12 protein-coding genes and 1 riboswitch are annotated in these 13,935 nt (G+C 38.0%); of the genes, 1 reads left to right on the forward strand and 11 read right to left on the reverse strand.

Going from position 1 to position 13,935, the window contains the following annotated elements:
- Nucleotides 1–11: 11 nt before the first annotated feature.
- From opp4C to G3O09_RS06940, 11 genes are all read right to left on the reverse strand, one after another.
- Complete coding sequence (gene opp4C, locus G3O09_RS06890) at nucleotides 12–929, reverse strand: oligopeptide ABC transporter permease (protein WP_163100757.1); 918 nt, start codon at nucleotides 927–929, stop codon at nucleotides 12–14.
- A gap of 14 nt (nucleotides 930–943) precedes the next feature.
- Nucleotides 944–1,906, reverse strand: coding sequence for an ABC transporter permease (locus tag G3O09_RS06895; protein ID WP_163100758.1), 963 nt, complete (start codon nucleotides 1,904–1,906; stop codon nucleotides 944–946).
- 170 nt (nucleotides 1,907–2,076) lie between these two features.
- Nucleotides 2,077–3,687 carry an ABC transporter substrate-binding protein gene (locus tag G3O09_RS06900; RefSeq protein ID WP_163100759.1) on the reverse strand — a complete coding sequence of 537 codons (1,611 nt, stop codon included), beginning with the start codon at nucleotides 3,685–3,687 and terminating at the stop codon, nucleotides 2,077–2,079.
- Between the two features lie 18 nt (nucleotides 3,688–3,705).
- Nucleotides 3,706–4,938: an S-layer homology domain-containing protein gene (locus G3O09_RS06905; RefSeq protein WP_163100760.1), complete on the reverse strand. Its 1,233-nt coding sequence runs from the start codon at nucleotides 4,936–4,938 to the stop codon at nucleotides 3,706–3,708.
- 414 nt (nucleotides 4,939–5,352) lie between these two features.
- The gene (locus G3O09_RS06910; protein WP_240338364.1) at nucleotides 5,353–8,604 is read right to left on the reverse strand and encodes a BTAD domain-containing putative transcriptional regulator; all 3,252 of its coding nucleotides are present in this window, start codon (nucleotides 8,602–8,604) and stop codon (nucleotides 5,353–5,355) included.
- A 180-nt stretch (nucleotides 8,605–8,784) separates the two neighbouring features.
- On the reverse strand, nucleotides 8,785–9,336 hold the full coding sequence (locus G3O09_RS06915) for a hypothetical protein (RefSeq protein WP_163100762.1): 552 nt from the start codon (nucleotides 9,334–9,336) through the stop codon (nucleotides 8,785–8,787).
- Between the two features lie 57 nt (nucleotides 9,337–9,393).
- Nucleotides 9,394–10,164, reverse strand: coding sequence for a TatD family hydrolase (locus G3O09_RS06920; protein WP_163100763.1), 771 nt, complete (start codon nucleotides 10,162–10,164; stop codon nucleotides 9,394–9,396).
- Nucleotide 10,165: 1 nt separating this feature from the next.
- On the reverse strand, nucleotides 10,166–10,912 hold the full coding sequence (locus tag G3O09_RS06925) for an ABC transporter ATP-binding protein (RefSeq protein WP_163100764.1): 747 nt from the start codon (nucleotides 10,910–10,912) through the stop codon (nucleotides 10,166–10,168).
- Entirely contained in the window at nucleotides 10,899–11,678 is a 780-nt protein-coding gene (locus G3O09_RS06930) for an ABC transporter permease (protein ID WP_163100765.1), read from the reverse strand. The genes G3O09_RS06925 and G3O09_RS06930 overlap by 14 nt, the downstream gene beginning before the upstream one ends.
- Entirely contained in the window at nucleotides 11,675–11,959 is a 285-nt protein-coding gene (locus tag G3O09_RS06935; protein WP_163100766.1) for a thiamine-binding protein, read from the reverse strand. Before G3O09_RS06935 ends, G3O09_RS06930 begins: the two co-directional genes overlap by 4 nt.
- A gap of 13 nt (nucleotides 11,960–11,972) precedes the next feature.
- Nucleotides 11,973–12,968, reverse strand: coding sequence for an ABC transporter substrate-binding protein (locus G3O09_RS06940; protein ID WP_163100767.1), 996 nt, complete (start codon nucleotides 12,966–12,968; stop codon nucleotides 11,973–11,975).
- Between the two features lie 132 nt (nucleotides 12,969–13,100).
- Nucleotides 13,101–13,210, reverse strand: a riboswitch (TPP riboswitch).
- 132 nt (nucleotides 13,211–13,342) lie between these two features.
- On the opposite strand from G3O09_RS06940, the gene G3O09_RS06945 reads away from it, so the two are divergent.
- Nucleotides 13,343–13,906 (forward strand): thioredoxin family protein, encoded by a 564-nt coding sequence (locus G3O09_RS06945; protein WP_163100768.1) that lies wholly within the window; start codon nucleotides 13,343–13,345, stop codon nucleotides 13,904–13,906.
- Nucleotides 13,907–13,935 lie beyond the last annotated feature (29 nt).

Consider the following 13,935-nt stretch of genomic DNA (forward strand, 5'->3'; position numbering starts at 1 on the left):
CGTCCTCCTTCCTAGTTTTTATTACGCGGATCTAATGCATCACGTAGACCATCACCGATAAAGTTCACTGATAATACTGCGATTAAGATAAATAGACCTGGGAAAATGGCAACCCATGGATACATCATCAATGTAGGGAGTTCCTGTGCTTGAGTTAGCATATTGCCCCAGCTTGGAGTAGGAGATTGAATCCCTAGACCTAAGAAACTTAAACCTGCTTCTGCTAAAATGTTTCCAGCGATATCTAATGTAGCAATAACCGTAATAGGAGCTATGGCATTCGGAAGAATATGATAGAAAATAATACTGGGCTTCAATTCTCCTGTAGCTCTAGCTGCTTCTACGAAATCCCGTTGCTTTAAAGTCAAAATTTCACCACGTACGATACGTGACATGCCTGTCCAACCAACGATACTTAAAACAAATACTGTAGTCCAAACAGATGGAACCATGATAGAAGCAATAATTAGAAGTAAAAATAATGATGGAATAGACTGAATAGCGTCGACAATACGCATCATAATGTTATCAACAATGCCGCCAAAATAACCTGCAACGGCACCGTATGATATTCCAATTAATAATGTAAAAAACATAGCTGCAAGAGCCACGGTTAGAGATACTCTTGTTCCTTGAATTACACGGCTAAATACATCTCCCCCTAGACCATCTGTTCCAAATGGGTGATCTAGGCTTGGTGGTAAATTCGGTTCCTCCAACACAAATTCTGTTGGGTCATGCGGAGTAAGTAGAGGAGCAAATATTGCCATTAATATTAATAATGAAAATGTGATAAGCCCAGTGACAGCCAGCTTATTTTTCTTATATCTTTTCCATATGACCGCTGATCGGGTTTCAATTTTACCCTGTTCCTGCCACTCAGTTGATACCACAGTTTTTTGATTAGTTACTGTATTTGGTAGACTCATCGTTATTCACCTCTCTAATTCTTACTGTATTGAATTCTTGGATCTACAATCGCATATAAAATATCCGCCACTAAATTCCCTAATACTACCATTACACCAGCGAACATGGTTGTTCCCATGATAACTTGATAGTCACGCACATAGATGGCATTAATTGCTAAACGCCCCATACCAGGCCAAGCAAAAACTTGTTCAATAAATAAGGCTCCAGCAAATAGCGAAGGTAGCTGCAATCCCAAGATTGTAATAAGAGGCAGTAAGGCGTTTCTTAAAGCATGTTTATATATAACCTTCTTTTCTGACACACCCTTAGCTCTCGCTGTTCTTACATAATCTTGTTTAATAACTTCTAGCATACTTGAACGCGTAAAGCGTGACTTGGTTGCAATTAGTCCGAAGCATAAAACGGATGCAGGCAATACTAAATGTTTGATTCGATCCATCAAATCAAATTCATCATAGTTTGACATCATATCACTAGGTGGGAATAAATCGAGTTTTAAAGAAAACACTAAAATGACCATTAATGCTAAATAAAAAGAAGGAACAGCAATTCCTACGTAAGTAAATGAGGTAAATAAATTATCAAACCATGAATATTTTTTAACAGCAGAGTATACTCCAATTGGTACAGCAATAATAACTGACAAAAAAATTGCTACACCCATTAAAAGCATAGTTGCTGGAATTCTCTCTAGAATTTTCTCCATAACTGGACGTCCATCTTCAAATGAATAACCTAAATTTCCATCTAGCACCAATAATTTTAACCAACTAAAATATTGGATATATAATGGTTTATCTAATCCTAGCTTTGATTCAATAGCCGTTGTATCAACTGCTTCTGCTCCTTCACTGCTTCGATACATATCTAGAGGATCTCCAGGAGCGATTGTAATTAATATAAATGAAATAATTGAAATGATAATTAAAAGAGGAATCGCTTGAATACTACGTCTTAATATATACTTCCACACTTTAATTTCCCCCGCTTTCTAATTCGTAAATTTTCTCTATCTATCTCTTTCAGAATAATAGCCGTAGAGACCTGACGGTCCACTACGGCTACTACAATGTCTGGTCAATTTATGTTATTTTCTTGATGTTAATTTGAGCTATGATATCGACATTAGAATCTTTCTTTCTATTATTTTCTCTTTTTAGCGTCAGCCCAGTACCAGTCAATAACGTTGTACCAACGCGTATATAGTGAGAATTCAACTCCAGCTAAGTCTTTATCCATTCCTGCAAAGCCTTTAGGATGATGTGTCCATAAGCTGTATGCATTATCGTTTAGGATTTTGTGAAGCTCTTGGTATAGTGCATTACGTTTAGAAGCACTTGGTTCTTTACGGAACTGCTCCATAATTTGGTCTACACGTTTGTCTTTAATACGTTGGTTGTTGTTAGCAGGAATTTGACTAGAATGCCATAATCCATATTTGTCTGGGTTAGTTCCTAGTGACCATGCCATGATGTAAGCATCGATTTCACCAGAATCAATTTTTTCTAGCTCGATAGAGAAATCCCAAGAACGTGGTACAACTTTAACACCAATTTTTTTCCAGTCCTGTTGAGCAATTTTAGCAATTGCTTCACGTACTTTATTACCATTGTTGTAAGCTAATTCAATTTCAAAGATTTTACCGTTTTTCTCACGGTATCCGCTCTTGCCCATCTTCCAACCAGCATCATCTAATAAGTCATTTGCTTTTTTCACGTCGTAAGCATATGGCTTAACATTTTTATTATAAGGTGCTTCTAATGGATGGATTGGACCACTAGCTAGAACCGCATTCTTTAACATAACACTGTCTACGATTGATTTACGATTTAATCCGTATTGTAAAGCTTGACGTACTCTCTTATCAGAGAATCTTGGATCTTCAGTATTTAATCCAATATAATCGTAGCGACCGGAGTCATACTTCTTAACTTTTAAGCTCTTATTTTTAGAAACTTGTGAAACCATTTTTGGATCAACAGACTCGATGAAGTCTACTTGATTTTTTAATAGGTTAACAACTTCCACGTTAGCATCTGGTAGAATTTTCATAGTGATTGTATCTAGGTATGGACGACCATCCCAGTAGTTTTTGTTTGCAGTAACAACAATACGTTGAGCAGTTTTCCACTCTTTGAAAACGAATGGCCCTGATCCTACAGGCTTACGGTGGAAACTAGAATCATTAAAACTCTTAACTCCGTTAGGGAATTTATGCTTCGGAATGATAGGAGCTCCTACTGCATACAAGAAAAGTGGTGATGGATCTTTTAAATCAAAAACAACTGTATAGTTGTCTTTTGCAGTAACTTTGTCAATCATTGAAAATGAACCTTTGTAAGGATTGATTGAATCTTTATGAAGGTACATATCAAAAGAGAATTTTACGTCATGTGCTGTTAATGGCTTACCATCATGCCATTTAACATCTTTACGCATGTTGAATGTATATCGTTTTGTGTTATTTTCAACTTTCCAGCTTGTTGCAACGCTTGGAATGATTTGATTTTTCTTATCTGTAGAAACTAGACCATCGAATAAGAATCCAATAATACGGTTAGATACCGCATCACTTACCGTGTATGGAGTTAATCGTGTAGCATCAGCGAATGAACTGAATACTAAATCTCCTCCTACCTTTTTAGGATCATAACCTTTACGGAAATTCGCTGCGTTCCCCTGTGGAGCAAAAGTAGCGAACATCATTACAAAGGCAATAGCAGTTAGTAATAATACTTTAAACTTTTTAACCAATTTTTGTTCCCCCTTAGATTATTTTTTAGGTGCTGAAGTAGCTGTAATAACAGTTACATTACCAAACTTATCTGCTTCAATTGTTGCTGAGATTGTTTCACCTGCAGTTTGTTTAGCAGTTACATCAGCTAATGTTGCATCTTTTCCATTTAGAGTTACTTTTACTTCTTCGCTAATGTTAAACGTTTCACTGATTGTTGCAGATAACGTAAGTGTTAAAGCATTACCATTTACAGAGATAGCTTTATTTTCCGCCTTAGCAATATACGGATATAACGCCGTTACTTCATCAATATTTGTGAAGAATACTTGACCTGAGAATTGAGCTCCAGCTTTTTGATATTCATCAATTAATTTGATTCCAAATTCTTTTCCTGGATTGTTTGGTAGAGTTTGAACGAATGCGTCAAGATTCACTTCCTTCGTTAAAGTACCAATTGTCCATTTAGCACTTCCATATTTAATAGTTGACTCTTCAGCATCAAGTAGTTCTCCGCCGTAGTATGCAACTGTGCCTTTCTTGTTTAGGATGACAGTAGCTGGACTTCCAACTTGTAAATCATCGATAGTAGCTCCTTGTCCACTAACTAAAACAGACACATTGCTTGCAAACGTATACGATGAACCATCCGTTAACGTGAATCCTTTTGCATGTACTGATGCAACGATACCTGTTTCCGTTGTAAATAATCCCTTTTGAGTTATATATTTGTCAAAAGCAACAGCTGCAGCTTCTTTAGTTACTACTTCATCTAAGTCAACATCAATATCCAATACTTCTTTACGGTTTAAGTAGAATAGATAGTCAACAGGTCGGTTTGTCCAAGATTTCTTTAATCCCAAACCTTGGGCCAACACCTTACTCAATTCCGCATAGGTTACACCTTTATTTGGCTTAATGGCTCCTTTATCAACTGAAAGATAACCGTTGTTAACCAAACGTAATGTATTGTTATAGTCTTTGTGCTTTTGTGATAAATCTGAAAAAGTAACCTTTTTACTTCCTGTGCTTAAACCCATGATACTGTTAACCATTAGAACAAATTCTGATCTTGTTAATCCTGCATCAGGATTAAACGTATCGCCAGTATTTTTCATAATCCCCAATGAAACAAGTTTGTTGATAGATGACTCACTGCTTAAGCCAGACGTATCAACAAATTCGACTGCAAAAGCTTGGGTTGCACCCACAGTGCCTAAGGCTAGAGAGCAAGATAAAGCTCCTGCTACAAGAAACTTTCGAAAATTCATTTTGTTGTTTCCCCTCTCTTGAATAACTTCGTTTTCTAAAGACTGATGTTTTTATATTATTTTTTTGTATGTATCTGCTCTGCCCCCCTAAAAATTAACTTTCATCCGAAAGTTTTTAGAAAAGAAAAAACTTTCGAAATGTTTAAATTACATATTCTCATTCCTATGTTTTTACACCTTCCGTCGATTCTTGCGAAATGGTAACAAATTGTTTAAAAAAGATTCAATTTTCAAATAAGTGCAAATATTTTGTTAGAAATTTACTATTTCTTCATGGATTTCGAGTTTTAACCTGGTAATTTGTATCTAAAATCGACAAAAATCCACACACTCCTTTTTTACTATGAAAAATTTTTTCAATAAAAAAACGACACAAAATTCGTCTATTTTTGACGAATATTGTGTCGTTTCTTACTAATCTCTAAAAGCTCCTATTTCCACAGCTTCCATTATCATTTTATACATTTCTTTCGTTGCATCTAAAGGTTCTACTCCCATTTCTTCCTGTAAGGTGTCACAGCATTTCTGGTACCATTTCAAACTTTGTGGTCGATTGTTTTTTAAATAATAACTATACATGAGGAGTCGATAAGCTTCTTCCCACGTTCGGTCTTTTTCTAGTATTTTTTCACACCAGTATATGGCGCTATTCATATCCTTCGTCGCAATGGAGGCTTGAGCCATTTTTTCTGCACCGCGTAAAAAGATCACTAGTAGTCTCTCTCTTTCGTTAATGCACCAATCTTCAAATCTTCTTTCTGGAAGATAGTCACCCTCATAAAGGCGCAGTCCTTTTTCTAAATAAGCCTTTGACTGAGATGGCTTTTTTTCCTCAAGGCCTGCCGTAACCCATTCCTCAAAATTTTTCGTATCAAGGATATAGCCGGCATTTGGATTTAGTCCATAGCCACTTCCAAAACGTTTGATAAAAAAGGGTTGTGTTCTAGCTTTTCGGTTAGGCTCAAGTGCATTATTCAAAGCGTTCAAGGCTACCTTAAAGTCACGGTCTGCTGATTTTTCTTCTTGATTTGCCCATAGTAAATCCATGATTTGTTGTTTTTGGAATAATTCCTTTTTATAAGTGATAAATAGCTCAAAAAGCTCCCGTGCCTTCCCTCGCTGCCAATCCTTTTCTTTCACTTCCCTATTACCTAAAAACACTTTAAAAGTGCTCAGAGTTTGGATTCTCAACGTAAAGCCAGGATGAAGCTCCACATCGGATTGACCAAGCTCCATAAGCAATCTTGAGATAAAAGGTTCTTGAATGCGCCTCTTCTGGGCTTCTAAAAGTAAAGGGATCAATTGTTGAATATCAACCGGTCCAAATATGGTCCTAGATTTAAAAATAAAATCATATTGACCAAACTGTACACGCTGTAAAAGCTTTAAACATTCTTTTTCAAACGTATCCCAATCCGATTGGACGTACGCACAGTAAGATTTCCAAAGACTAGTAACGGTCAATCCATATAAGTCTTCACATTCAGAAAAAAGGTTTTCTGTTTCATCTAAGTAACCTAGGGCTTCTTCCAGACGATCGCTATGGATGGCAGCTACGGAAATACCGAGCTTTATATAAGAGGATAACCACATGTCATGAACCCGTTCTGTTTCATATAGAGCAAGCTTTCCGTATTCCCACGCTTTTTCAAAGTCTTCATTTCCAGCATAGTAGATACATAACCCCATGTAAGGTTCTGCTTTCCCTCTTGCATTATGTAGGTCATCCATGATTTGCAAGGAAGTTTCATAGCATTGGATAGCCAATTGAGATTGATAGGAAGTAGCCATTTGAACGGCATGACCCATTCGAATCCATCCACATGCTTCTATATAAGGAGATTTCAATTGAATACCTTGCTGAATGGCTTCCTGTGCATATCTCTTACTCTCCTCTCCTTTCCCTATAAAGGCAGAAATAAGAGAAAGTAGCAAATCTGTTTCTCGATGGTATTGCGGTATATGATTCTCTTCTAAAAAAGGATTCTCTTTTTTTCGATCAAGTAAAATAGACTTTGCTTCCTTTAACCTGCCTGTACGTAAATGAAGCCTAGCCAATAAGTTTCCATCATCCAAGATTAGATCAAGATTCCTACCTCTTTCCAACCATTTTTCCGCTTTACTTGCCTTACCACTATTGATTAAATTTTCTGCCATAAGAAGATACAAACTAGCTTTATCATCATTGGAGAACCCATCATTATTTTCACGACTCTCTATTGCTAGTTGTAAATAACGCTCTGCCATTCCAGGTTGAATGGTATCCAAGAAAATCTTTGCCATTCCTTCATATGCAAGGCTTGCAGTCTTCCAATCTTCATTTTTCTGGCTATGATGAATGGCAAGTTCATAGCACAATTCAGCTTGTTCGAATTTGGATTGTAGTCTTTGTACTTCAGCCTCGAAAAACCAAAGCAAGTAAAACGTATCCTTGGCTGAATGGTCAATCGCTTTAATCCTGTCGTACAATGTCTGAAGCTTGCCTTCCTTTAACAATTGGAATCCATAGTCTTGGAGAATTTCAGCTACAGCAGTCCAACGCCCGCTCTTTTCAAGATGATATAAACTAGCCTCTTTCATTCCCTTTCTCTCGAAATATCTTGCAGCACGATCATTTAACTGACGGTATTCCTGAGGCTGAGTATCTATAAATCGCTTCTCCAGCAATTCCTTAAACAAGGCATGGTAACGGTAAAGTCCCTCACCAATCGACTGAATATAAATATTCTTATCTGAAAGCCCTTCCAAAATAGAGTCTGCTCCATCTAAGTCTAAAATGTAGCTACACGAATCTATCGAAATCTCTTCTAAAATGCTGGTTTGCTCTAAAAATTTCTGCACCATAGGAGATTGCTTCAACAACACTTCTAAAGCTATATATTGAAATAAATCTTCAAGAGACCGAGTACGGTTCTGTATAATCTTTGATACATTTTTCTCGACTTGGAGCTGCTGCCCTATAAACCCGAGGGCGATTACCCATCCTTCTGTCAGTTTACAAACTGCTTCGATTTCTTCTTCCGATAAAGAAACTTCGTATGTATCCAATAATAATAGCTCTACTTCATCTTTCAATAAGGTCAAATCAAATTGGTTGACCTCCAATAATTGCCCCCTTACTTTTAAGCGTGTAAGGCCTCTCCACCTTGGTCTGCTTCTGCTGGAAATGATAAGGTGAAAATTAGGAGGGCAATGCTCCAATATGTTTTCCATGAACTCCTCTATAACAACTGATTTCTCAACATGATGGAAGTCGTCCAATACAAGCGTAACTTCCTCTTCCATGGAAAGCATTTCGTTAATAAAAAGCGTTCCCAGCATCCGGACCTCTTCTTCGCGGAAGAATTGACTCCCTTTTGATATTTCATCGAGCAGTACATGTCCAAATTGTGGATGCTTTGTTTGAATGCTATGTATGACATATACAAAAAAAGGCAAGAAATCATCATCCCGTGAAGATATACTGTACCAGCATGCCTCGCTTTTCACATCATGAATATAAAGGGATAATGCAGTACTCTTTCCGTAGCCTGCACCCGAGTAAATTAACGTAACTGGATACTCCTCTATTTTTTGGAACTTCTTAAACAATTTTGCCCTGCGTAGCATTGAATCCTTTATACCTGGAGGAAGTAATTTCGTTTTAATAATACCGAATGGGTTCATCATACACCCCCTGAATACTTCTGAATTTTCTAATATTTTATCACACAATCGAAGATGATGTTAGAAAAACCGACCAGGGTCTGACCCATTGGTGTACACAAAAAAAGACTGACAAAACGTAATGCAAAGGCACCTTCGAGATACCTTTCACTAAAGTGTGTCAATCTTAATTTATATTAATTATTTTCGTTTGCGCCAAATGAATAAACCTATGATTAACACAGGAATACCCAGCCACCAATAAAAGGGGGGAGCTTCAATTTCCCTCTCAAGATCCACATGTTTAGTGGGTGTTTTTCCTTCACCAAGAATGGATAAATCTTCTGTTGCAGATGTTAATTCTGCAGTCCTATCGCAAATTCCTGTGGATAATACATTGTCTCCATACAATGAGGATTCATTGGCATACACAAAATATTCTATTCCTTTAACGAATTCGTACCCGCAATCTCCTCCGCCTTGACCTGTGGCAATAATGATTTGTGACTCATTTGTTCCTTTCCACGTTTTCGATACTTCGAAAAGAACGGATTTCGTGATGTAACCACTTATACTTTTATTTTCTTTAATATCTTTAACCACTCCACTAAAAACCAGCTTTGATCGGTTGAACTCACTCTCTACACTCGGTCGCTCTGCACATGAGCAAGCCGAAGCAGGCGATGGAATCGCTACGATAAACATACTTACGACCATACAAAATAAGACAAGTACATGAAGCCATTTACTCATTATTCTCACCTCAAAATTATTGACGTGAAGAATATTCAATATGTTTCAGTTGATTGATTACAAATGATAAAAGTTAATCGTATTTCTGTATATGATGTCTGAGACAGTTTGTAAAGGCATACGCTTTAGTTCCGCAACCTTATCTATAGTGTGAATCATCATATCCGGATTTGTCATCCTACCTTCAAAGGGGCCTTCAAATGGCCAAGGTCCATCTGTTTCAATCATTAAGAGTTCGATTGGGTACCTACATACAAGATCTTGTATTTCCTTTTCATAACATACATCCGGTGTAATAGACACATGAAAGCCATTGTTAATCATTCTCTCGATGGTTTTTGAATCTCCTTTAAACCAATGAAAATGAGCCTTGGTAATCGAATGTTTTTCCAAGAGACCGCATACGACTGGAGCATCTTCATATACAGCATGGAGAATGACTGGCTTATCTGTCTTTTTGGCAAATATAATAAAATGCTCAAGCAATTCTATATACTTTGGCATATCAACTGGCCTCCCTTCCAATCTTCGATAATAAGGAAGTCCGACTTCACCTACTGCCACCATCTCACTTTGATGCTGTTCCATCCACTTGAATAACTTTTCGATTTCCTTTTCTGTTAGAAGATCTTGTTCCGGATGGAAACCGAATGCAGCCTTAATTCTCGAATCAACCTTAGAAAGCGCCTTGTTCCGCTCACAAGATGCTAAGTCCATCGATACTGAGATCAGAGCATCGACACCTGAATGCTCTAACCCGCTTAAAATAAGGTTTTGTTGAACTCTATCATATTTATCAAAATGAATATGGCTATCTATTAACCTCATATCAGTTCCCCTTAACTTTATTTGTGGTTAATAACGAATAAAGCTCGCGTTTCAATTCAAGGCATTCCTTACCTAGCAGCAATTCCTTGGACCGGGGTCTTGGAAAAGGCACGGTTACTTCATGGATTATGCTCGCTGGCTTACTAGATAAAACTATTATTCGGTCCGATAAAAAAATCGCTTCTTCCATGCTATGAGTTATGAATAAAACAGACCGTCGATCAGCTTCCCATATCGACAACAACCATTGCTGCATCTCTAACCTTGTCAATTCATCCAAAGCAGAGAAAGGTTCGTCCAAGCACATGAATGGTTGGGGACTCAATAATGTTCGTAAAAATGCGGCCCTTTGTTTCATACCCCCAGATAATTGGTGCGGATAAGCCTGTGCGTATTCACCCAAACCTGCGCGCTCGAGCATTGATTGTGCCTTTTCCTTGTCTACTTGCCCCGAAATCTCAGCCCCTAATGCAACGTTTTCCATTATTGTCCGCCAAGGGAGAAGTGCCGGCTGTTGAGGCATATAACTAATATGACCTCTTGAGCCATTCAACGTTATACCTTGTAATGAAATGGTTCCTGAATCTGGTTTCAACATGCCACCTATCAAATGGAACAACGTGCTTTTACCACTGCCTGATGGTCCTAAAATCGACACAAATTCCCCATCATTCACTTCAAGGCTCAAATTTTCAAGGGTATTTTCTTTCCCGTCATATGAAAAATTCAATGAATCAATGTTTAACACGTAGTGTGTCCTCCTTTCGATTCCAGGAGACGACCATTCGTTCCATAAAAGTGATGGCTGCAAAAAACAGTAGACTCAGTGACATAATGATAAAAATTGCAACAAAAACGCGATCCGTTCGGAAGGATGAAGAGGCCAGTGTCATATAGACCCCTATCCCTGATTTAGCACCAAGCCATTCAGAAATCACGGCTCCCATGACGCTGTATGTGGCTGATATCTTCAAACCTGAAAAAATAAAAGGTAGGGAATTAGGCAGCTCCAATTTCCAGAACCGTTGCTTTTTAGTCGCCCCCATCATATCAAAATAATGCCTCCATTCATAAGGGGTTTGACGGAATCCATCCAATGAAGCGACCACCACAGGGAAAAAGCAAACCAGCGTTATCACAATTAGTTTTGGCAATAAGCCAAAACCAAACCAAATCACAAGTAACGGTGCAAGAACAATAATTGGGACATTTTGGGATAGAATCAACAATGGGTACACAATATCCTTTGCGAAAGGGAATAAATGAAGGATAACCGCCATACTCCAACCAACGAAACTCCCTATTACAAGACCAATAACCGCCAAACGTATAGTGGACCATAAATGTTCCTGCAATCCACCAAATGCAATAATGCCTTCTTTAAAAATGGCAGTTGGAGAAGGGAGTAGCCAAGGTTCAATGTTAAGAACCCTAACTGATAATTCCCAAATGATAAACAAAATGATAAAAAGGAAGAAGGATAAGCCCTTCTTCCACACATTACTCCTGATCATGCTCTGTACTTTTCCGTTAATGTACCCATAGTGATGCCAGTTGGCTGATACAAGATTTTCACTTGTGTAATGACGTTTGGAGACCCTAACTCTATCATTCTCTTATTCATTTTCTCCAAAATAGCAAGTAATTCCGAGAGCTCCCCCTCCATCGTCGTTTCAAGGGGATGCACCTCATATTTCACTCCTGACTCGTGGATGACAGCAATAGCCTCATCTACTAAAGGAATGACATTTTCCGCTTTTGGAATGATTTGCACACTCATTAAAGTACTAGCCATATCGTTCACTCTCCTATTTTGGTAAAAATTCGTTTGTAAATGCCTTCTCCGGATCAAACTCACCTTCTAGAAGTTTGTTCTCCGTCATCCAATCTGCGTAATTTTTCCATACCTCATGCTTTTGCTCACCCCAACGTGGTGCATCATCTTGATATTTAGGCGCTAACCATTCTTGGCTTTTCTTTACTAGTTCAGTATCTAAGTCAGGAGCACCTTTCAATAAAATATCAGCAGCTTCTGATGGATTATCAATCGCAAACTGATACCCTTTTGAAGCCGCATGGACGAAGGCTTTCACTGTCTCAGGGTTATCGCTAATCATCTTCTCATTCGTTGCAAGCACCGGTGTATAGTAATCTAATTTATCTGAGTAGTCGGTTAGGTAGACCATATTGATTTTTTCGTTGCGTAGCTCAGATTCCACACCTGTCCAACCGTAATAAATCCATGCAAAATCGATATCTCTTTTAACAGAAGTAAAGAAATCGCTGTCTCCAGTGCTGACGATTTCTACTTTATTGACGTCTGCGTTTTCTGTTTTCATGAGGGAATCAATGACTGCCTTTTCAACTGGTGATCCCCAGCCACCATAAGTTTTACCTTCAAAATCCTTTGGTGAAGCAATATTTTTAGCAACTGGTGATGCAAAGCCTGAAGTATTATGCTGGATAACTGCAGCTAAAGAAACTAGAGGAACTCCTTGCACTCGTGCCTGTGTTATACTTTCCTGATAGCTTACACCGAACTCAGACTTCCCAGAAGCAACAAGCTGATCCGCTCCAGCCTCACCTGGCATAATAATTTCAACGTCCAAGCCTTCCTCTTCAAAATATCCTTTTTCCTTTGCCACATATAAACCTGTATGATTTGTATTTGGCGTCCAATCAAGGACAACGGATACCTTTTCTAAATCCTTTATATCTTTGCCTTCTTTTTCTTTACTTGAATTGTCTGCAGTACAGCCAGTTAACAAACTAGCAGCAAGGACAAGTGATAACCATTTCTTCATATGTATTCCTCCATTGATAGATTGGAAGCCCATAGTAATGCCGGAACCGTTCTTCATTGGGCAAGTCTTTCAGAAAAAACTCTTTTGAAATACAAAAAACGCCCGATGACAGAATCGGACGTAAACATACAAAAAACGTAATTATATGTTCCCTCCGCTGGCATCAACCAGATCAGGTTCTAAGAGTCAGCATCTTATGGACGCTATCTCAGCCGACAACATCGGCCCCCCTACATGTTTGTTACTCATGAACTTCATTAGTATTATAGCAGAAAGTTTTACAAATCAAATAAATTTTTATAATTGAAACGAATTCGTCAGAAAAGACTACAATCATATAAGCATGTTATGATTACAAAAAAGGAGGTAATATCATGAGTAATTTACGTTCTTGGTTTGAAAAGGGCATGACACACGATGACTATGTCACTAGTATGACTGTACATAAAGAAAACCTACAAAAGGTGTATGATGAATACTCGGTATCAGAAGGTAGTAAGCTATCACTTTCCAAATTGAAGGATCGAAATATTGCTGCTATCGTCCTGACAGCTGACTGGTGTGGGGATGCAATGATGAATGTTCCTATTTTCAAAAAGCTTGGTGATATTGCAGGTATTGAACCACGATACTTAATCCGTGATGAGAATTTAGAGTTAATGGATCAATACTTAACGAATGGAACAGCACGTTCGATTCCCATTTTCATTTTCATAGATGAAAACGGTCATGAAATCGGCAAATGGGGCCCGCGTGCTCCTGAAGTGCAATCAGTAGTCGAAGAAATTAAAACTGGTATGCCTGACAAAGAGGACCCTGCATTCAAAGAGGCTTTTAAAGCATTCGTCGAAAAAATATCTGCCCTCTTTACTACTGATCTAGAGTTATGGAGTGCTGTTGAAAAAGACATGGTACACACATTAACTGAAATGAAATAATTAGTCCTTAGCTAACACAAGGCTTATCG

The organism is Peribacillus alkalitolerans (assembly GCF_010882125.1).
GTDB lineage: Bacteria > Bacillota > Bacilli > Bacillales > DSM-1321 > Bacillus_BN > Bacillus_BN alkalitolerans.

Excerpts from the sequence above, each read along its gene's own strand:
- opp4C (WP_163100757.1), bottom strand. The coding sequence starts at position 929 with ATGAGTCTACCAAATACAGTAACTAATCAAAAAACTGTGGTATCAACT.
- G3O09_RS06920 (WP_163100763.1), bottom strand. The coding sequence starts at position 10,164 with ATGAGGTTAATAGATAGCCATATTCATTTTGATAAATATGATAGAGTT.
- G3O09_RS06945 (WP_163100768.1), top strand. The coding sequence starts at position 13,343 with ATGAGTAATTTACGTTCTTGGTTTGAAAAGGGCATGACACACGATGAC.
- G3O09_RS06935 (WP_163100766.1), bottom strand. The coding sequence starts at position 11,959 with ATGGCTAGTACTTTAATGAGTGTGCAAATCATTCCAAAAGCGGAAAAT.
- G3O09_RS06915 (WP_163100762.1), bottom strand. The coding sequence starts at position 9,336 with ATGAGTAAATGGCTTCATGTACTTGTCTTATTTTGTATGGTCGTAAGT.
- G3O09_RS06940 (WP_163100767.1), bottom strand. The coding sequence starts at position 12,968 with ATGAAGAAATGGTTATCACTTGTCCTTGCTGCTAGTTTGTTAACTGGC.
- G3O09_RS06930 (WP_163100765.1), bottom strand. The coding sequence starts at position 11,678 with ATGATCAGGAGTAATGTGTGGAAGAAGGGCTTATCCTTCTTCCTTTTT.
- G3O09_RS06910 (WP_240338364.1), bottom strand. The coding sequence starts at position 8,604 with ATGAACCCATTCGGTATTATTAAAACGAAATTACTTCCTCCAGGTATA.
- G3O09_RS06905 (WP_163100760.1), bottom strand. The coding sequence starts at position 4,938 with ATGAATTTTCGAAAGTTTCTTGTAGCAGGAGCTTTATCTTGCTCTCTA.